Here is a 20,569-nt window from a genome sequence, read left to right as displayed (position 1 = left end):
ATGAAATGAATTGCGAAAAGAAAGTAGCATTTGAGAACTTGGGAAATTTGGCTAACGATGACATTACGGGGGCTGCTTTTAGCAGTCCAGGTTCTGTTGATACGAAGGCAGGTGTCGTTAAAGGTTTTAGTGCGATGCCTTATTTGCATCATTTCTCAATTGTTCAAGAATTAACTGAGGCGCTTGACGTGCCAGTCACCTTTGAAAATGATGCCTATTGTGCCGCTTTAGCTGAGAGCTGGCAAGGAGCGGCTCGCGGCGTTCAGAATGCGATTTTTATTGTGATTGGTTCAGGAATTGGTGGCGCGATTATTTCAGAAGGAAAAATATTGAAAGGCCGCAATCTATTTGGCGGCGAGTTTGGCTACATGATGATGGACGCAGAATATTCCTTTAGTGACTTGGCTAGTCCAGTTAATACAGCGCGCCGCTATACTGAAGAAAGTGGCAGTCAAATCGCGATTTCTGGACAGGAATTATTCGAGCGAGCGGACAGGGGAGAGAGTCTAGCTCAAAAGCATGTCGATCAAATGCTCGATGCGCTCGGACGTGGCATTCAAATGTTGTCAGTTGTATTGAATCCTGACCGTGTTCTGTTAGGTGGGGCGATTTCTGAACGCGATGGTTTACTTGAAGAAGTGACTCAAAGAGCTCATGGATACTTGAAACGCACTCAGGCGACTGATGTTGTACTCGATATCGAGACTTGTCAATTTCGCAATCAAGCGAATTTATTAGGGGCAGTGGCCGCCCACTATTCTCAAACAAGGCAATAAAAGCTATACTAAACAAAAGGAGCTGATGTATTGAAAGTAGGAGCAATTGAAGCAGGTGGGACAAAGTTTGTGTGTGCCATCGGTAATGAACAGAATGAAATTATTGAAAGAGTGTCTTTCCCCACGACGACACCAGAAGAAACATTGGCGCAGGTCTTTGCGTTTTTTGATCAACATCTAGACGGTTTAAAGGCGATTGGGATTGGATCTTTCGGTCCAATTGAAGTGCGTCAAGATTCGCCTCAATATGGACAGATTCTATCAACGCCTAAGCTAGCTTGGAAGAATTTCGATTTTCTAGCAGCTGTGAAGGCCCGCTACGATCTTCCAATGGCTTGGACCACAGATGTCAATGCGGCTGCAGTCGGTGAAGCAAGTGTCGGCGCCGCTAAAGGCCTTGATAACATGTTGTACGTGACGGTTGGAACGGGGGTTGGTGTCGGTGCGCTCGTTAATGGCAAGCTACTTGAAGGCCTTGGACACCCGGAAATGGGACACGTGATTGTCCACCCACATCCAGCTGATAATTACGCGGGCTTCTGTCCCTATCATGGCAACTGTCTTGAAGGGATGGCCGCTGGTCCATCGATTGACGGGCGTTTGGGCGTATCGGGCAAAGACGTCGCACCTGATGATGCGGTTTGGACTTACGTAGCTAATTATTTAGGCCAAGCCTTGGTCGACTATACGTTAATTTTGCGTCCTGAACGGATTGTGATCGGTGGTGGCAACATGAAAGTCCCTGGCATGTTGGATAAAATCAAAGACCAATTTGACCAACTGATGGCAGATTATGTGGATTACCCAGACTTAGCCGATTACATTGTCTTACCTGGACTAGGTGATAATGCCGGTATTACTGGCGCCTTAACGCTAGCCAACCAAGTTAAATAATCGACTAAAGCGCCACCTCTCCAATTGGAAAGATGGCGCTTTTTTTTGATAAATAGCAAGGGATGTATGCCTGACATTATCTTCTGACGGCCTGAGCCCAGAAGATAATGTCAGTAGCAACTAGGCTTCTTTTTGAGGTTTCAGCTTACTTTTTTCTTCGTCTAAGGTCAATTGTCCGTCTTTCATAGAGTAGACTTTGTCACAGTAGCCAATGAGGCGTTCATCATGAGTGACCATGATGGTTGCCTTATTTTGTTCCTTCGTTTCGCGAGCCAGGATTTCAACCACTTCATAGGCGCGCTCAGTATCCAAACTGGCCGTTGGTTCATCGGCTAAAATAACAGATGGATTATGGTATAAGGCCCGAGCAATAGCGACCCTTTGCTTTTCTCCGCCTGAAAGATCGCTCGGATACTTATTGCGTAATTTATCAATATCAAGCTGTTTCAGCAACTTATCAGCCGTATTTTGGTCAAATTTTTCGCCTTTGACTTTGTTGACTAAACGTAAGTGGTTTTCGACGGATAGAAAGGGAATTAAGTTAGAGGCTTGCAGGATAAAACCAATTTCTTCGAAACGCAATTTGGCACGTTTTTGTTCATCGACTTCACTAAATTTATTGTTATTAATAAGAACGCGACCTTCACTCGGCGTTTGAAGGCCTCCGATAATTGTTAAAAAGGTGCTTTTTCCTGAACCACTGGGCCCAATGACGGCAACAAATTCACCTGATTCAACGGAAAAAGTCGTGTCTTTTAAGGCGACAATTTCTTTACTACCATCTAAAAATTTCTTTTTTACATTAATGACTTCAATTGCTTTCATATGGCAGGCTCCTATCCTATGGCTTCAAGTGGGTCGATTTTAGCGACAGTTCTAACAGAGAAAAAGGCGCCGAGTAGAGCAAACAGAATAATCAAAGCTGAAATAATCAGTGTAAAGTAGATATTCTGTTGAAAGGGAACCGTGCTTGGTAAGACGAGTCCCGTTATAATGGTCAACGCGAGACCTGTCCCAACGCCAATCACGGCGAGAAGAAATGTTTGAGCAACTACTGACTTAGCAATATAGTTGGTTGAAATACCTTGGGCTTTCATGACCCCGAACATACTTGCTTTTTGAACCGTTAAGACATACATAAAAATTCCAATCACAACGGCTGCGATGACAATCAAGAAAATGATCATTAAAGCGAAGGTCAAAACTTGTGCCATATAGCCAGGCAATTCTTTGATATAGTCATCGATCAAGTAGAGGCGTAAATCATCATTAGACAATTTAACTGACGCTAAATCATCGTCGCGCACAATAAAAGCACTGACTCGCCCCTCAGGCGTTTCATTTTGAGCTTCGAATCGAATCTCTTGGTAAGTTGGAATCGTCGTATATAAAACCGGTGAGACACTAAATTTGGCATTCTCCGTGAAACCAACGATTTTAACCGTGATCTCTGTTCCCGCCAAGTTTAACTCATCATTTAATTCAAGACCATACTCTTTTTGTAAACTAATATCAGCCACAACTTGATGGTCAGCAGTGACTTCTACACCGTCGATGATAGTTGGCATTAAAAATTCATCGGGATGAACTCCAAAGAAATTCACCGAAATTTTATCGTCCTCACTATTGGTGCCAGCTTTTCGGACCACGTTAGGTGTTGTGCCAAGCATCGCGATGTCATCTGCGTCAATCGCTTCTTTGAGACCTATTTCCATCATCGACATATTAATATTCGCATTGGCTTCATCCTTTAAGATAATCGCACTTGCGTCCCATTTATCAACTGCCGTGCGGTTCTCTTGCGCCAGGCCGAATGCTAAACCTGTTAAGAAATAAACCAGATAACTGACGAGCACCATGACGCCAATAATTAATAGGAAACGTGTTTTAGAGTGTTTAATTTCATTCCATGCTAAAAACATGATCGTACACCACCTTAATTTTCACACCTATCGAACGATAAGTTTTTATAATTATATCACTTGATAAGTTTATTTGCAATCATAATGTGTTATGATTAATCGACACACAATTCACGTCCAATTGACGAATATTTGGAAGGAGTTTCCAAGGATGACAAAAAAAGAAGCCACGACGCGAGAAAAAATCATCGCTGTTGCCCAAATTCATTTTATGCGAGATGGCTACAATGCGACCTCAACCCGCCATATTTCCCTAGAAGTGGGCATTACGCAACCGAACTTATACCATCATTTTAAGAATAAAGAAGCCCTGTATGTGGCTGTTTTAGAAGAAGTGGCTCATGAAGCGCTGAACGATTTGAGTCGGATTAAACTTCAAACGGATACCGATTTGACCCAAGCTTTGATCCAGATGACTTCATATTTGCAGGAAACGCATCCCTTCAATTTTTCAATGATGATGAATGATATGAAAAAAGAAATCTCACCTGAGGCAAGCTTCGCCCTCTATCAAATTTTTAAGGCCGCTTATCTGCAACCTTTTATCGATTTATTTACCTTACACAAGGAAAAATTACAGTCTAATTATGAGATTGAACGCTATGCTAGTCACTATTTTTTATTAATTTCACCCTATTTAAATCCAGACAACTTGTCATATAATCCTTTATCAATCGAAGAAATTATCAATTTCTTCCTCTATGGCATCACTAATAAGAAATAATAGACCGACACTCTGCCTTTAAAGAGTGTTTTTTTTGACCTTTCCTAACGCAATATAATTCTAAAGCCATCGGCCAATCAGCTAACAAGCAAGCTATTGTTCATTTATCAACAAATGTGCGAAAATAAGCTCAAAGAGGTGAGTGCATGAAGAGATTACTCAAGCGATTACTCATAATAGTTGCTGTTTGCTTGTTGCCTTTGCCAGCTGTGAACGCTCAAAACCCGCCAGTTGAAAGTCAGCCGCCTGAAACGCAGTATCTACCAGCCTTTGACAGTCAGACACGCGCAGCAAGTTTTGAAACGCAAACGGATTTAGCCGTTACCGTAATTACCGACCAATTATCAGCACCTTGGGGCTTAGTTGAATTAAGTGATGGACGGCTGCTGGTGACACAAAAACAAGGCGATTTAGTCATCGTCAATTTGGCGGACGGGTCAGTCTCTGATCCAATTGGAGGGTTTGAAGGGGTCACTAGCCAGGGGCAAGGTGGCTTGTTAGATTTAGCACTCGCCCCAGACTTTGACAAGAGTCGGCTGATTTATGTCACCTTTTCCCAAGTAATTGCAGGGGGCAATTTGACAGCGGTTGGTCGCGGAAAATTAGCCGCGGATGAACAAAGGATTGAACAGTTCGAAGTGATTTTCCAAGCTGGTCCAGCCTACGAAGGTACTCAGCATTATGGTAGTCGACTTGTTTTTGATAGCCTTAGCAACTTATTCGTGACAACAGGTGAAAGGTCCGACCCTTCAATGCGCGACCAAGCTCAGTCACTGGACAGTTATTTGGGTAAGGTCCTCTATTTAACAGAGGAAGGCACAGCAGTCGAGGGCAATGAGTCGCCAATTTATACGGTGGGCCACCGCAATGTGCAAGGTTTAGCCATCGCGCCCGACACTGGCGAAATTTGGATTAGTGAAATGGGACCGCGAGGCGGTGATGAATTGAACTTGCTGATTGACGGTCAAAATTATGGTTGGCCCGTGGTAAGTTATGGGATTGAATATAGCGGTGAACCTATTAAGGATGGTCAAAGTCGTCATGATGGGTTTACGGAACCGGTCTATTACTGGGACCCGGTAATTGCGCCAAGTGGGATGGCGTTTTATGACAGCCAGATCATCGAAGAATGGCAAGGCAACTTGTTTATTGGCGCTTTAAAAGGCAAACATATTGCCCGCTTACTGATTCAAAATCAACAAGTGGTTGCTGAAGAAAGATTATTGCTTGAAGAAGGCGAGCGTTTCCGAGATGTTCTAATTGGTTCAGATGGCGCGCTCTATGCGATTACAGATAGTGGCAAACTCTATCAAGTCAAGAAAAAGAACTAGCAAAATCACTGAACCCATCTATGAAGTCGGGGATGACGCCGGTTAAGCCCCTTAAGGTCTAGCCGTCGTTCGTTTTCAAACAATGACTAACTCTGAGTTGCCTTATTAAACTAAAAAATCCCCCTCTCCCTGACCCTGAGTTAGGGAGTTTTCTGTGCCAGACTCTACCAGAGTATCAAGAGCGCAATCTGACAATTCGTTTGCTTTCTGCTTCACAAACTGGTATATTATTGGCTAAATAAAAACAAGAAGGGTGACGCCGATGAAGCATTTAGGAACCAAAGAACTAGAATCAGACCGCTTAATTTTAAGACGTTTTACTCTGGCAGATGCCAAAGCCATGTATCATAATTGGGCAAGCGATGATGAAGTCACCCGCTACTTAACTTGGCCAAGTCATGCCTCTCAAGACGTGACCGCAGAAATACTTCAAATATGGGTCAAGGGCTATGACGAAACCACGACTTACTCATGGGCTATCTGTTTAAAATCAGATCCAGACCACCCGATTGGTTCGATCGCTTTAGGTATTAATGATGAGCGACTTGAGGCCATGGAAATTGGCTACGCCTTAGGAAAAGCCTGGTGGCGCCAAGGCTTTATGAGTGAAGCTTTCGAACGACTGATTAAATTTGCTTTCGAAGAACTAGAAATCAATCGTTTAGTGGGTCATCATAGTGTTGAAAATCCTAATTCAGGTCTTGTCATGGAAAAATGCGGCATGCAATATGAAGGCCGAATCCGCCAAAGCGCCTTTGATAATCAAGGGAAATTGATAGATCTATTTCAGTATAGCTTGCTTGCCTCAGATTTATAAAAAGAAGTCGACATGAGTATTGACTATTGCTACGTCACAAGCTAGAATAGTTGAGCACAGTTCTTTTGCCGGGGTGGCGGAACTGGCAGACGCACAGGACTTAAAATCCTGCGGTGAGTGATCACCGTGCCGGTTCGATTCCGGCCCTCGGCATTGCTAACACACTCAGTCTCGTAAGAGATGGGGTGTGTTTTTTTGCACTAAAAAAATAATCAAGGTTTAAAGGCCTAGCCACTGCTGCTTGAAATCTGAAGTTTATGTTCAAGTGTATGTTATAATGTTCAGGAGTCATAAAGACATGAAAAGAAAGAAGGTAGCAAAAATGGGGATGGAAACATATAGAATTGATGAGAGCAAGGGCATGGAGCTGGGGATTTATACATTGGGTGATCATCTACCCAATCCTCATACGGGCCAACGACCTAGCGCCCAAGCCAGATTAAAGGAAATCATCGAGCTGGCTCAATTGACGGAGCAAGCAGGCTTGGATTTCTTTAGTGTAGGTGAAAGTCATCAAGAATACTTTACCACGCAGGCCCATTCGGTCGTGCTGGCGGCGATTGCTCAAGCGACAAAGACGATAAAAATCGCTAGTACTTCAACAATTATTAGTACCTCTGATCCGGTCCGTGTGTACGAGGATTTTGCGACGCTAGATTTAATTTCAGATGGGCGAGCCGAAATTGTGGCTGGTCGTGCGTCGAGGGTCGGTTTGTTTGAATTGCTCGGCTATGATTTGCGAGATTACGAAGAATTATTTGAAGAAAAATTTGATCTGCTCTTACAGATTAATCAACATGAGGTAATTAACTGGGAAGGTAAACACCGTGCCCCTTTAGTCGATGCCCACGTCTTACCACGTCCTAAAAATGGTAGTTTACCGATTTGGCGGGCGGTTGGTGGTTCACCAGCAAGTGCGGTTCGGGCAGGTTTACAAGGGGTTCCAATGTTTTTAGCCACCTTAGGTGGGCCAGCTTCCTCTTTTAAGGTATCTGTTGATGCTTACCGTCAAGCTTTAGTTCACAACAATTATTCAGTCGAAGATTTTCCAGTGTCGATTGCGGGCTGGTTTTATGCCGCAGAAGATTCGCAAACAGCGATGCGTGAGGTCTACCCACATCTAAACGAAGGGATGAAACTGACCAATGGTAGAGGCATGCATAAGCAGGCCTTTGCGCAAGGGGCAGATGTCCGTAGTGTACAGAATATCGGTAGTCCACAACAAATCATTGAGAAGATTTTATATCAACACGAGCAGTTTAATCACCAACGTTACATTGCGCAAATGGATTTTGGCGGGGTGTCGCATCAGCAATTGATGAAAAATGTTGAATTGTTAGGAGACGTGATTGCGCCAGCGGTTAAGAAATATACGCGGAAAAAGTAACGATTTGCTCGCTTAGACAATGTAGAGCCCTATTTTGCTATGGTAAATGAGAGTGAGATAAAATTATGATTAAAAAGTGTTGACATTTATTAAAGGGTGGCTTAGAATAGGAAGTACAAACCAGTATTGAAACGCTATGAAGTGGAAAGTAAATGAATGCAACGTTGTTAGAGAGCTCATGGTTGGTGGAAATGAGCATCGTTTGTTTCGTTGAAAATGGCCACAGAGCGGTCACTGTGAATGACTTGTCACAAACAGTGAACGGCAGCAACCGTTAACATTGCGCAGTATAGAGCTGAGTGTTTCTGTACTGTTAGAGGCTATTCTAGTGATGGAATAGCGAACAAAGGTGGTACCACGGAGTTGAACTCACGTCCTTTCTATTAAGTTAGAGGACGTGAGTTTTTTTTTATGGAAGGAGGCTGTCGATAAATAGATCGATGTTATTTACGAATGGGCATGTACACTTCGATACAAGCAACTATTAAGCAACTATTAAAACTTAAAAATAAAGGAGATTTTCAAATGAAAAAATTAATCAAAGGTTTATCAGCAGTCACATTAGCAGGTTTATTAGCAGCAAGTTCAACGGTGAGTGTCTTCGCTCAAGACGAAGCAGGACAATTTGATGGCGAACATGTAACGGTTGGGGTAGCAAGTGATTATGAAGCCGATGTTTGGGATGTTGTTGTCGAGAAGGCATCCCAAGAGGGCATCGAGGTTGAAATCGTCTTGTTTACTGACTATGTGCAACCAAATATTTCTTTACAAGATGGGTCGACTGACTTGAATGCCTTCCAACATATTGCTTTCTTAAACAGTTGGAATGACGAAAACGACGGAGATTTAACAGCTTTAGGGTTTACTTATGTTGCCCCATTACGTGCTTATTCAGATAAAATTGAATCTTTAGATGACTTACAAGATGGCGATAAAATCGGGATTCCAAATGACCCAACCAATGGTGGTCGTGCCTTATTAGCTTTAGAGCAAGCTGGCGTGATTGAAGTGGATGATGAAGCAGGCGTTTTACCAACTGTAGATGATATTACAGCCAATGATAAAAATCTTGAATTTGAAGAATTAGAAGCGGCTCAATTGGCACAAGTTTTACCAGATGTCGCGGCAGTGTTTGTTAATAATAACTTTGCATTAGATGCTGGTTTATCTGTTGAAGACGCGATTTTTTCTGATGGGGATGATATCGAAAGTTTAGCAGCAGATTACAAAAACGTGATTGCGACTCGTGCAGCTGATGTTGAGAATGAATTATATGCACACATCGTGTCATTGTACCAATCAGAAGATGTGGCAGTTAAATTAGATGAAGTATCTGAAGGTGCTGATTTACCAGCATGGACTGATAACGATGCTTACCCATTAGATGTTTCTGCAGAAGCAACATCTGATGAAGCAGCGGAAGATTCAGAAGAAACAGATGAAACAGAAGAAGAGTCATCAGAAGAATAAGACTTTAAGCGTAAAAATAAGCATGGTGCTTGGCCTGGTTGGGCTAAGCACCATGTTTTTTCTTGTCGTGTTTGGTTTACGAGTGTTTTGTGACAAATTGTGTCCTTGATCAGGTCACCAAGTTCTGAAAGACTAGCTATTGATGATTTAGAAGCAATTAAAATACTTATCAATCTCCCAAGGAGAAACATCGCGCGAATAGTCTTCATATTCTTGCGTTTTAGCTTTAATGATATTGCTAGCGATGTGGGAACCTAGAGCAGCTTTCATTTCTTCAGAAAGAGAAAATTCGTGAACCGCTTCTTTCAAAGATCCCGGCAAACTAATAATGCCATTTTTCAAACGTTCACTGGCTGACATTTGATAAATATTGCGATCAACTGGATCGGGTGCCTCAAGTTTTTCTTTAATTCCCAAAAGTCCAGCACTCAGAATACTTGCTAGAGCTAGGTAAGGGTTAGCAGAAGGGTCAACGCTTCGCAATTCGACGCGAGTTGAGTTACCACGAGAAGCAGGAATGCGAATTAAGGGTGAACGGTTTTGTCCCGACCAAGCCACATAGACTGGTGCTTCATAACCAGGGACTAAACGTTTATAAGAGTTAACTGTCGGGTTGCAAATAACGGTAAAGGCTGTCGCGTATTTCATTAATCCAGCAATAAAATGCATGGCGGTTTCAGACAGACCTGATTCAGTTTCAGGATCGTAAAAAGTATTGCCCGACTCATTAAATAAAGACATATTGAAGTGCATACCAGAACCATTGATACCAAAAATTGGTTTAGGCATAAAAGTCGCATGCAAATTATGACGACGCGCGACCGTTTTTACAATCAGTTTAAAGGTTTGTATATTATCACAAGCAGTCACAGCATTCGCGTATTTCCAGTCGATTTCATGTTGCCCATGAGCGACTTCATGATGGCTGGCTTCAATTTCAAAGCCTAATGATTCTAGGGCTAAGACAATATCCCGTCGGCAATTTTCGGCCAAATCTGTCGGTGCTAAGTCGAAATAACCTCCATGATCATTCAATGTCATCGTTGGCTTGCCTTCGTTGTCTAATTTAAATAAAAAGAATTCAGGCTCTGGCCCTAAATTAAAATGAGTAAAACCTAATTCGGACATTTCATCTAGCACACGTTTAAGATTTTGACGTGGATCCCCAATAAAGCGGTCGCGCTTCGCTGTTTCGACATCACAAATCAAACGTGCAATTCGTAAAGGTTCATCGGTATTGGTTCCTGCGATATTCCAATCGAAAACCAACCAAGTATTTAAATCAGGCACGAGAAACATGTCGCTTTCTTCAATTCTCACAAAACCCTCAATGGATGATCCATCAAAGGTCATATTATTCGCCAAGGCTTTTTCCAATTGAGACAGAGGAATTTCCACATTCTTTATGGTTCCTAGTATATCGGTAAACATTAAACGAATAAAACGTACGTTATGTTTCTTTGCGTTTGCTAGGATACTTTCTTTCGTCCACACTGTTGTCATTGTTCTTCCTCCATTTGTAATAAAATATATTTTTATTTTTCTGAATTATATTCTCAAAAAAAGACTAATGCAACATTTTAGTTACCTTAAATGTTAGGAAACATCACATGAAACTTCATTATTAACGCCGATTTTATGATGTTTATTTTTGAAAAGATAAGATTGTTATATTAAATGGATAAAAACACACAGAAGAATTAATTGACTTAAATTAAGTGATATAGTTGATGTATTGGGATTAAATTAAATCAATTAATGACAAGTGAATGAATGGGAGCCCTATTTTGGAATGAAAAAAATAAAAAAACCGGTTTTCTAACTGGTCTCGAAATTTGTGAGCTGGTCAGCTCGGTATTAAGGCGTGAACTATCTGTTTCGATCATTGCTATGCTATAATTATCACATAAAGATCTAGTAGTTGGAGGCGAGCGTCGGTGTTAACCCTTATTTTATTTGAGAGAGCTGCATTAATTATTTTATTGGCCTATATTTTGATGAGCAATCGTCACCTGAAGCAATTACTGATGACACGGACGCAACTGAAGTCAATCATCAGTTTGATTATCCTTTTTGCCATATTTGCTATCTTATCTAATCTATTTGGTGTGATGATTTCGATCGAACAATTCTCATTCAGTTCGGCACTCAGTTCACTGAGCGATGAGGTCGTGATTGCCAATACACGTGTGTTAAGTATTGGGATTAGTGGCTTAGTTGGCGGACCAATTGTCGGTTCAGCTGTTGGGTTACTTTCAGGTGTGTTTCGCTATTTTCAAGGTGGGACGGATCCTCATATTTACTTAATTTCCTCCATTATCATCGGCGTCTTGAGCGGTTGGATTGGGCATTATTTTGTGCAGCGACAACGTTTCCTAACGCCAGTCCAAGGGGGCTTGATTGCGATAGGTCTCGAAATTATTCAGATGGCTTGTATTGGCTTTTTGAGTCGAAATCAAGCAACGGGTTGGAATTTAGTACAAGTGATTTTTGTTCCCATGGCTGTGGTGAATAGTATTGGGACCGGTCTTTTTCTGTCGATTATCATCAATGCTTTGAGTCAGGAAGAGAATTTAAGAGCGATTCAAACGCATGATGTTTTACAATTAACCAAAGATATCTTTCCTTATTTTCACAGTGGTTTGAATCGGACGAATGCCAAAGAAATTTCAGAATTGATTCTTAAAACAATGAAAGTTTCAGCTGTCAGTGTGACAAACCGTGACGAGATATTAGCCTTTACGGGAGTTGGGAGTGATCATCATACGGTGGGGTCTGATTTAGTCACTGATTTATCACAAAGGGTCATCTCTAGTGGCGAAATGTGGGTGGCACACAGTCGCTCAGAGATTGGTTGTATATGTGAAAAATGTCCGTTAGAAGGAGCCATCGTCGTACCTTTGAGTAATGGCAAAGAAGTGATAGGCACACTGAAATATTACTTTACTCAAGAGGATAATTTAACAGAAGTTGAACAGCAGTGGGCAGAAGGTTTAGGCGAAATATTCTCTTCACAAATCCAACTTGGACAAACAGAAGCCCAACAGCATCTGTTGAAACAAGCAGAATTGAGAACCTTACAAGGACAAGTCAATCCGCATTTCTTTTTTAATTCTATCAATACAATCAGTGCCATTATGCGGTTTGATCCAGATAAAGCGCGACGCTTACTGTTAAAACTAAGTCAGTATTTTAGAGCAAGTTTAACCGGGAATCGTCAAGCTCTTGTAACGGTTGAGGATGAGTTACAACAAGTCCAAGCCTATACAGAAATTGAAGAAGCTCGTTTTCCAGGGCGCTTTGATATTAGCTATGATATTTCTGAGGACATGCTGAATAGTTTAATCCCACCCTTTTTAATCCAAATATTAGTCGAAAATGCGATTCATCACGCCTTTAAAGATCGTGAAGAAAACAATCAAATTAATATCTCATTAAAGCGACTCAATGACAAGGAAGCCATTTTTTCTGTTTCAGACAATGGCTTTGGCATCCGTGAAGACATTTTAAAGAACTTAGGCAAAGAAACGATTGTATCAGATTTAGGCAGTGGCACAGCTTTGGAGAATTTAAATCAGCGTTTATTGGGAATTTATGGCTCGCAAAGTGAACTGAAATTTACAAGCAGCAGAGAAGGTACGGTCGTTGCTGTGCGCTTCAAAATATTTGAAAGTGAGGAGGAATGGTTAGAATGAAAGTATTGCTAGTAGATGACGAGCCTTTAGCACGTCAAGAGTTGAGTTATATTATTAAACAGTATCAAGCCGACGTAGAGATTTATGAAGCAAATAATATTAAAAGTGCTCAGACTTTTCTATTGAAGGAGAAAGTCCAAGTGGTTTTTCTGGATATGCATTTACAAAATGAACGTGGCTTAGAATTGATGGATACGATTAATGCCATGGACACGCCGCCCCTCGTCGTTTTTGCGACCGCTTATGATGATTATGCCATCAAGGCATTTGATATGAATGCGACTGATTATATTTTGAAGCCCTTCGAAGATGAGCGCATTCAATTAGTCCTTCAAAGATTAGATAAATCAATCGCCAATCAACAAGGGACTATTAACAAGGAGGAGCGTGAGTCAGACCAGTTGGCTTATAAAATAGTCAACAAGTTTTTGCCCGTTGAAGTCGATGGTCGGATTACGATGGTGCCTTTTAATGACATTCACGTAGTTGCTACAGAAGATGGTGCCTTAACGATCTACACAGCGACGGAAAGTTATCAAATGCGTGATACCCTAAAGATGGTTAAAAATAAATTGCCTGAAGAGTTGTTTATGCAAGTGCATCGTGCCTATTTGGTAAATATTGAAGCGATTTCTGAAATTCAACCGTGGTTCAATCGTAATTATCAACTCACGATGAAGAATGGCCAGAAGGTAATTGTGAGTCGTTCTTATATGAATGCTTTTAAAACGCGATTAGGCATCGAGTAAGGGAGCCTATTTGTAACAGCTCAATTGACTTTATGTGCAGTTCACTAACAGATATGTGCATTTCACTCAGAATTCAGTCAGCTTTCCTGATGTTGTGATAAATTTATCATAACAAAACAGAGGAGTTGAATAAGATGGTAACATTGCTAGGTGGTATCGCTTTATTAGTTATCGGTTATTTCGTTTACGGTGGCTTTATCGAGAAGAACTTTGGAATTGAACCAGATCGACAAACCCCAGCTGAGGTTTTACAAGATGGGATGGATTTTGTTCCAATGCCGCGTTGGAAAAATGCTATTATTGAATTATTAAACATCGCCGGAACAGGGCCGATTTTTGGACCAATCATGGGTGCCTTATATGGACCTGTAGCTTATATTTGGATTGTAGTCGGTTGTATTTTTGGTGGGGCTGTCCATGACTATATGGTCGGTATGATTTCCCTAAGAAACGATGGCGCTCATTTGCCAGAATTATCAAGTAAGTATTTGGGCAAACCTATGAAACATTTTGTTAACATTTTTTCAATTTTACTCTTATTACTAGTAGGGACAGTGTTCGTTACATCACCAGCTAGTTTAATTGAAAGTTTAACACCTGACTTTATGACGACAGGAATTATTGTCGCTTTAATCTTCGGCTACTATATCGTGTCTACCTTTTTACCAATTGATAAAGCAATGGGGAAAGTTTATCCATGGTTTGGTGCAATTTTAATTATCTCAACCGTTGCGATCGGTTTGTCATTGATTTTTGGAGGTCACGCTTTACCAGAATTAACACCGGCAGCGATTCGTTTAGAAAATGTCAACGGCGTAAAATTATTCCCAGCGATTTTCTTTACCATTTCTTGTGGTGCAATGTCAGGTTTCCATGCCACTCAAGCACCAATGGTGTCACGTACGACTACTTCTGAAAAACAAGGCCGTTTCTTATTCTACGGCATGATGATCGCGGAAGGTGTCATCGCAATGATTTGGGCTGCTGCGTCAATGAGTCTATTTGACGGTCAAACATTAAGTCAGATGATTGATGCTGGTACACCATCAGCTGTGGTTAACCAAGTATCCTATATGTTATTAGGAAACGTCTTTGGGACAGCTGCCATTATTGGCGTCATTGTCTTACCAATTTCATCTGGTTTATCTGCTTTCCGTTCATTGAGAAATATTATTGCAGATTACATCAACTTAAAACAAGATAACTTGAAAAATGTTTTGTTATTAACCATTCCAATCTTTGCCGTGTCATTCATTTTAACTAGAGTTGACTTTAACTTACTATGGCGTTACTTCAACTGGGCAAACCAAGTGATTGCAGTTATTGCCTTGTTCGTCGCGACGCGTTATTTAATGTATAAAAAACGTAACTATTTGGTTGCCTTACTACCAGGAACCTTTATGTTATACGCATGTCTAGTGTACATTGTCAGCGAGCCAATTGGCCTTAACTTAGGCCTTAATGCATCGACCTATATCATTAGTTTAGCGGTAGGTGTGGCAATCTTAGTCTTCTTCTTTGTGACAGGTAATAAACAAATGGCTAATTTGGCAGAGCGTCCAGATTTAACGCACGACTATCTACCAATCGGTACCTTCAGTAAATAATAATAAATTGCATAATAAGTCTTGAGTAGCGACTGCTACTTGAGGCTTTTTTGCGTCTTAAAGGCTACGGCGTGAGTTCCAGCGAGCGTTCTGAATCCTGATGCAAGGAATTTCGAGGACTATTTAATGAGTAAATTTTAGAAGCGAAAGTGGGATTTTGACAAGGGAACGCTTTCATAATTGACTTCGTGAGTATTTACAAAAGACTTGCGTTATACTTATTTCAGTAGTTATTTTTTTAGTTCAGATTAAAAGGAGCGTAATATGCGATACTATGATCAACACTTACACACCTATTTCTCACCAGACTCACGTGAAACGTTTGAAAACTATTTAAACCTAACTGACTTACCATTGATTAGTACCGAGCATCTTGATTTTTTTAGCCCCTTACAGCGGGCCGAAGATGTGATACCGGATTATGACGGTTATAGTGCTAAGGTTGAAGAATTAAATGCGACCTATGACAACTGTTTATTAAAAGGCATCGAGGTTGGTTTTACTTACGCCGATCGCCACCGAATTGAAGAGTTTTTAGCAGGAAAAGACTATGATCTTAAACTGTTGAGCATCCATCACAATGGTCGCCACGGTTTTATGACCTTGAATCATGATCAAAAGCCTTTAGATATTCACCTCGATGAGTATTTCAGCCTCATGCTAGAAGCTGTGCAAGCTGCCCCATATGCGAACGTTTTGGCTCACTTTGACTTTGGTTTAAGAGGCTATGATGACGTGCAATTGCAGGAATTAGAGCGCAAAGAAGCCATTTTGACGAAAATTTTTAGAACGATGATTCGTCAAGACCAAGCCCTTGAATTGAATACTCGGAGCATGTACCGCTACGACAATGCGCATCTGTATGACTATGCAATTGGTTTATACAAACAATTAGGCGGCAACTTATTTACAGTCAGTTCCGATGCCCATCGAGCCAGCGACTATCAATTGCGTTTTAGTGATGCCTTTAACATGTTGCGCAAACACAATGTCAAACAATTAGTCACCTTTCAAAATAGCGAAGCCAACTTTGTGGCGCTACCCAACTAAGCAAGCAATGCATTCATTGCTTGTCAACCCAACCCCTTTAGAATTCAAGGCGGTTGGGTTTTTGTTTTTGTCTCAGTCTCAGTCAAGCAACTCACCAGCCCATAGGATTCGCTTAATTTTTCTCTAAAACTAAACTAATTTTTTTATGTTTACCTAGTCAAGGGGCCCACCGCTAGCTCTTAAAATAAGTAAGTATTATTTAGTGTTTCCACGAGGAAATTGAAAATATTTTTTAATATTAAAGCTTTGAGAGAGCCTGTATAGACCAATATTCGCCATAAAAAAATACTTTTGATTTTTAGATGATAATGCGTGACTTTTGGAGTAGAGAGCTTTAAACTATGTCATTGATGGTATAAGTATATTGCCAGAAGATGGCAAGTTTATATTGTAAGCGTTTTTGTAAATTGGTCATACGTTGTTTGTTGCTCAAGGTGTAGAAATAGAGGTGTAGAATGAATAATTTTAGTTGGGCTTGGACTTATGTCAAAACGGACTGGGGAAAAATGTTAGTCGCTTGCCTACTGTTGCTGGTCAATTCAGGTTTGTTTTTAGTCAATCCTTATTTAATTGGTTTAATTGTGGATCAGGTGATTTATAGTAATCAAGGGCAATTATTAATTCCTATTATTTTAACGATGGTTGGGTCGACGCTTATTCGTACAGTTGTGCGTTATAGCTATCAAATGATGTTTGAACAAATCTCTCAGAATAGTCTCTATCGCTTGCGTCAGGATTTGTATCATAAGGTCAATGAATTAGATTTTGAATACTTTAACCATACGCGTGTCGGGGACGTTATGGCACGGATGACAGGTGATACAGATGCGATCCGTCACTTTATTGGTTGGGTATCCTACAATATTGTCGAAAGTTTAGTGTGGTTTGTTTGTGCAATTGTCGCGATGGGCTTGATTAATGTACCTTTGACGCTCTCGCTTGTAGCTGTGACACCATTTATTTTTATCTTTGCTCGTCGTTTAGTGAAGAAAAGTAGTATCAAATTTTTCGACATTCGCGAGAGTTTTTCACGTTTGAATTCGATGGTGGAAGAAAATATTGGTGGTAACCGCATGGTAAAAGCTTTCGCTCAAGAAGAGTTTGAAATTGAAAAGTTTGATAAGCATAATGATGACTTTAAGCAAAAGAACTTGGCTTCTGCCGATGTCACACGGACTTATATGCCTTGGCTAGAAGGCTTTGCGGGCAGCTTGAATGTGATTACCTTAGTTTTAGGTGGCTATTTAGTTATTCAAGAGTCGGTTTCGATGGGAGAATTGGTCGCCTTCAATAGTTATTTATGGATGTTAAACAATCCGATGCGGATGAGCGGCTGGTTGCTAAACGACGTTCAGCGTTTCCAAGCAGCGTGTATCAAAATCCGTGATTTATTGACAACCCAATCTCGAATTCCAGTCATTAATCATGATGGATTTTCGCCTGTTAAAGGGCAAGTGGAGTTTGCTGGCGTGTCCTTTAAGTTTGCCGATGACCCTAATTTTGCCGTCTTGAATAATGTCAGTTTTAAAGCAGAAGTCGGCCAAACGGTCGGTATTATTGGGGAAACGGGTTCAGGCAAATCGACACTCGTTAACTTGATCGGTCGTTTCTATGATGCAACAGAAGGTGAAGTAAAAATTGATGGGCATAATATTAAGGAATACCCGGTGCGTTTTTTACGTAATCATATTTCGATGGTTATGCAAGATGTCTTTTTATTCTCAAATACGATTTCAGATAATATTGCCTTTGGCGATCCTTATACGAGTGCAAGCAATGTCAAACGCATGGCTGCTGTCGCCGATGCGGATGCTTTTATCTCGCGGATGCCGGACGGTTATAGCACAATTGTCGGCGAGCGTGGGGTTGGTTTGTCTGGAGGTCAGAAACAAAGAATTAGTTTAGCACGTGCCTTGACCAAAGTACCGAGTATTTTAATACTTGATGATACAACCTCAGCGGTTGATATGGAGACGGAAGCGAAAATTCAACAAGGTTTAAATGAAGTCACTGATCTCACGACAACGTTTATTATTGCCCACCGAATTTCGTCAGTCCGTGATGCGGATTTAATTTTAATGTTGGATAAAGGCTCCATTGTTGAGCGTGGGACTCATAGTCAGTTAATTGCCCAAAGAGGGCGCTACTATCGTCTTTACCAGAAACAATTGGGAATGGAAATTGCGGATGATGACCAAGAGGCTGTTTCAGAACTAACTGAAACGCCAAGCTTGTAAGTAAGCGGGGTGACTAAAATGTTTAAATTTAAGCAAAAGAAACGTATCACAGATACAGAAAACTATGATAAATCAGCAGAAGAAGTCGAAAAAGAAAAAGTTTATAAGCGTCAACGCTTGGAAGACGATGAAGAATTAGAACAAGAATTTAAGTTTTCAGATTTAAAACGAGTGGCCAAATATCTCGCACCTTATCGTCCGGCCGTCTTGAAAGTTTTAGCAACAATCATTGTAGCTAATATCGCCGCCTTGGTGGGACCTTTGTTAACCAGAAGTGCCATTGATGAGGTGATTCCAGCAGGCGACACCTTACGCTTATTCCTATATGGTGGCTTATTCATCCTGACCTTAATCGTGATTGGCTTGTGCATGCGTTACCGTATTTATGCGATTACCGAAATTGGTCAAGATACATTGAAGGACATGCGTTCTGATTTATTTACGCACCTGCAATCTTTACCTTTTTCCTATTTTGATAGTCGACCGCATGGCAAGATTTTGATTCGTGTCGTCAACTACATCAACACCTTGAGTGATCTCTTGAGTAATGGTGTCATCAACCTGGTGTCTGATTTATTTAGTTTGATTTTCACGCTCACCATCATGCTGTTGATTGATGTTCGTTTGACCCTTTATAGTCTTGCTTTGTTACCGATTCTCTTTGGGCTAGTGCTGTGGCTGAAAAATTCACAACGCCGTGCCTATCAACAATTAAGTAACAAGCAATCGACCTTGAATGCTTTTATTCACGAAAGTATTGCGGGGATCCGAATTACACAATCCTTTGCCCGTGAAGAGGTCAATAACGAGATTTTCACATCAATCAGTGAAGAAAATCGGACCCATTGGATGCAGGCTGTTAAAATTCAATTTTTAATGTGGCCAATTGTTGAGAATATTTCCATCTTAACGGTTGCGATGATTTACTTTGTGGGGATTCGCCAAATTGGCGTTGAAGTTTCCACAGGGACCCTGATTGCTTTTGTGGCCTATGTCAATAATTTCTGGAATCCGATTATTAATATCGGAAACTTTTACAATAATTTGATTACGGCCTCTGCTTACTTAGAGCGGATTTTTGAAACGCTAGATGAGCAGCCTCAGATTGTGGATGCCCCCGATGCCCAGCCACTACCAGCTATAGAAGGTCATATCGAATTTAAAGACGTGATTTTCCGTTATGAACCAGGTAAAAATATTCTGGATGGTGTCAGCTTCAAGATGGAGCCAGGTAAATCCGTCGCCCTAGTTGGGCCAACTGGTTCTGGTAAAACGACAATTATCAGTTTATTGAGTCGTTTTTATGATGTGAACGAGGGAAGCATTCAGATCGATGGACATGAATTGCGCGATATTACGATGCGTTCCTTGCGTAAGCAAATGGGTGTCATGCTCCAAGATACCTTTATTTTCTCAGGCACCATTATCGACAACATTCGTTACGGTAACTTGGATGCGACTGAAGAAGAAGTCATCGAAGCTGCCAAGACGGTGCGGGCGCATGATTTCATTATGAACCTTAAGGATGGTTATTATACCGCCGTTGAAGAGCGTGGGAGCACCCTGTCAGCCGGGCAACGCCAGCTGATTGCCTTTGCACGAACGATTATTGCCGATCCGCGTATCCTAATTTTGGATGAAGCGACCAGCAGTATCGACACGGAAACGGAAGAATTGTTACAAGAAGGCTTACAAGAATTATTGAAAGGCCGAACATCCTTTATTATTGCCCACCGCTTGTCAACCATTCGCAACAGTGACCAAATTTTCTACATCGAACAAGGTCGCATTGTCGAAAGCGGCAGTCACCAAGAATTATTGCAATTACGTGGACTCTACTATCAATTGTATCAATCACAATACAACCAACTCCTAGAGCAAAATAGTTAAATTAATCTTACTGCGAGCCT

The 20,569-nt window shown here is 41.1% G+C and carries 16 protein-coding genes, 1 tRNA gene and 1 other annotated feature; of the genes, 14 read left to right on the top strand and 3 right to left on the bottom strand.

Features of this window, described 5'->3' with window-relative positions:
* The first annotated feature begins 5 nt into the window (after positions 1-5).
* Together ACTQ5J_RS06470 and ACTQ5J_RS06465 are read left to right on the top strand one after the other, a co-directional pair.
* Positions 6-776, top strand: coding sequence for an ROK family protein (locus tag ACTQ5J_RS06470; RefSeq protein WP_441751620.1), 771 nt, complete (start codon positions 6-8; stop codon positions 774-776).
* A gap of 30 nt (positions 777-806) precedes the next feature.
* Positions 807-1,670, top strand: coding sequence for an ROK family protein (locus tag ACTQ5J_RS06465; RefSeq protein WP_441751618.1), 864 nt, complete (start codon positions 807-809; stop codon positions 1,668-1,670).
* A 120-nt stretch (positions 1,671-1,790) separates the two neighbouring features.
* Here ACTQ5J_RS06465 and ACTQ5J_RS06460 read toward each other — a convergent pair whose 3' ends face one another.
* Both ACTQ5J_RS06460 and ACTQ5J_RS06455 read right to left on the bottom strand, forming a co-directional pair.
* Positions 1,791-2,495: an ABC transporter ATP-binding protein gene (locus ACTQ5J_RS06460; protein WP_441751616.1), complete on the bottom strand. Its 705-nt coding sequence runs from the start codon at positions 2,493-2,495 to the stop codon at positions 1,791-1,793.
* Between the two features lie 11 nt (positions 2,496-2,506).
* Positions 2,507-3,592 carry an ABC transporter permease gene (locus ACTQ5J_RS06455; RefSeq protein WP_441751614.1) on the bottom strand — a complete coding sequence of 362 codons (1,086 nt, stop codon included), beginning with the start codon at positions 3,590-3,592 and terminating at the stop codon, positions 2,507-2,509.
* A 151-nt stretch (positions 3,593-3,743) separates the two neighbouring features.
* Here ACTQ5J_RS06455 and ACTQ5J_RS06450 point away from each other — a divergent pair, with 151 nt between their 5' ends.
* The 6 genes from ACTQ5J_RS06450 to ACTQ5J_RS06425 all read left to right on the top strand — a co-directional run bounded on the left by ACTQ5J_RS06450 (position 3,744) and on the right by ACTQ5J_RS06425 (position 9,321).
* Positions 3,744-4,316, top strand: a complete 573-nt coding sequence (locus ACTQ5J_RS06450; protein ID WP_441751612.1) for a TetR/AcrR family transcriptional regulator — start codon at positions 3,744-3,746, stop codon at positions 4,314-4,316.
* A gap of 146 nt (positions 4,317-4,462) precedes the next feature.
* The gene (locus tag ACTQ5J_RS06445) at positions 4,463-5,647 is read left to right on the top strand and encodes a PQQ-dependent sugar dehydrogenase (protein WP_441751610.1); all 1,185 of its coding nucleotides are present in this window, start codon (positions 4,463-4,465) and stop codon (positions 5,645-5,647) included.
* A gap of 262 nt (positions 5,648-5,909) precedes the next feature.
* Positions 5,910-6,464: a GNAT family N-acetyltransferase gene (locus ACTQ5J_RS06440; RefSeq protein ID WP_441751608.1), complete on the top strand. Its 555-nt coding sequence runs from the start codon at positions 5,910-5,912 to the stop codon at positions 6,462-6,464.
* Between the two features lie 67 nt (positions 6,465-6,531).
* Positions 6,532-6,617, top strand: a tRNA-Leu gene (locus ACTQ5J_RS06435).
* 169 nt (positions 6,618-6,786) lie between these two features.
* On the top strand, positions 6,787-7,851 hold the full coding sequence (locus ACTQ5J_RS06430) for an LLM class flavin-dependent oxidoreductase (RefSeq protein WP_441751820.1): 1,065 nt from the start codon (positions 6,787-6,789) through the stop codon (positions 7,849-7,851).
* A gap of 127 nt (positions 7,852-7,978) precedes the next feature.
* Positions 7,979-8,233: a binding site (T-box leader), on the top strand.
* A 143-nt stretch (positions 8,234-8,376) separates the two neighbouring features.
* Complete coding sequence (locus tag ACTQ5J_RS06425; RefSeq protein ID WP_441751606.1) at positions 8,377-9,321, top strand: MetQ/NlpA family ABC transporter substrate-binding protein; 945 nt, start codon at positions 8,377-8,379, stop codon at positions 9,319-9,321.
* 147 nt (positions 9,322-9,468) lie between these two features.
* Here the strand turns inward: ACTQ5J_RS06425 and ACTQ5J_RS06420 are convergent, their stop codons facing one another.
* Entirely contained in the window at positions 9,469-10,824 is a 1,356-nt protein-coding gene (locus ACTQ5J_RS06420) for a glutamine synthetase family protein (protein WP_441751604.1), read from the bottom strand.
* Positions 10,825-11,258: 434 nt separating this feature from the next.
* Here ACTQ5J_RS06420 and ACTQ5J_RS06415 point away from each other — a divergent pair, with 434 nt between their 5' ends.
* From ACTQ5J_RS06415 to ACTQ5J_RS06390, 6 genes are all read left to right on the top strand, one after another.
* The gene (locus ACTQ5J_RS06415; protein ID WP_441751602.1) at positions 11,259-13,016 is read left to right on the top strand and encodes a LytS/YhcK type 5TM receptor domain-containing protein; all 1,758 of its coding nucleotides are present in this window, start codon (positions 11,259-11,261) and stop codon (positions 13,014-13,016) included.
* On the top strand, positions 13,013-13,765 hold the full coding sequence (locus tag ACTQ5J_RS06410) for a LytR/AlgR family response regulator transcription factor (protein WP_441751601.1): 753 nt from the start codon (positions 13,013-13,015) through the stop codon (positions 13,763-13,765). Before ACTQ5J_RS06415 ends, ACTQ5J_RS06410 begins: the two co-directional genes overlap by 4 nt.
* Before the next feature lie 134 nt (positions 13,766-13,899).
* Positions 13,900-15,372, top strand: coding sequence for a carbon starvation CstA family protein (locus ACTQ5J_RS06405; RefSeq protein ID WP_441751599.1), 1,473 nt, complete (start codon positions 13,900-13,902; stop codon positions 15,370-15,372).
* A gap of 264 nt (positions 15,373-15,636) precedes the next feature.
* Positions 15,637-16,422 carry a PHP domain-containing protein gene (locus ACTQ5J_RS06400; protein WP_441751597.1) on the top strand — a complete coding sequence of 262 codons (786 nt, stop codon included), beginning with the start codon at positions 15,637-15,639 and terminating at the stop codon, positions 16,420-16,422.
* 455 nt (positions 16,423-16,877) lie between these two features.
* Complete coding sequence (locus ACTQ5J_RS06395; RefSeq protein WP_441751596.1) at positions 16,878-18,659, top strand: ABC transporter ATP-binding protein; 1,782 nt, start codon at positions 16,878-16,880, stop codon at positions 18,657-18,659.
* 18 nt (positions 18,660-18,677) lie between these two features.
* Positions 18,678-20,549 (top strand): ABC transporter ATP-binding protein, encoded by a 1,872-nt coding sequence (locus ACTQ5J_RS06390; protein WP_441751594.1) that lies wholly within the window; start codon positions 18,678-18,680, stop codon positions 20,547-20,549.
* Positions 20,550-20,569: the final 20 nt, after the last annotated feature.

This window comes from Fundicoccus sp. Sow4_F4, assembly GCF_052116145.1.
GTDB lineage: Bacteria > Bacillota > Bacilli > Lactobacillales > Aerococcaceae > Fundicoccus.
This window is presented reverse-complemented; position numbering and strand designations above follow the sequence as displayed.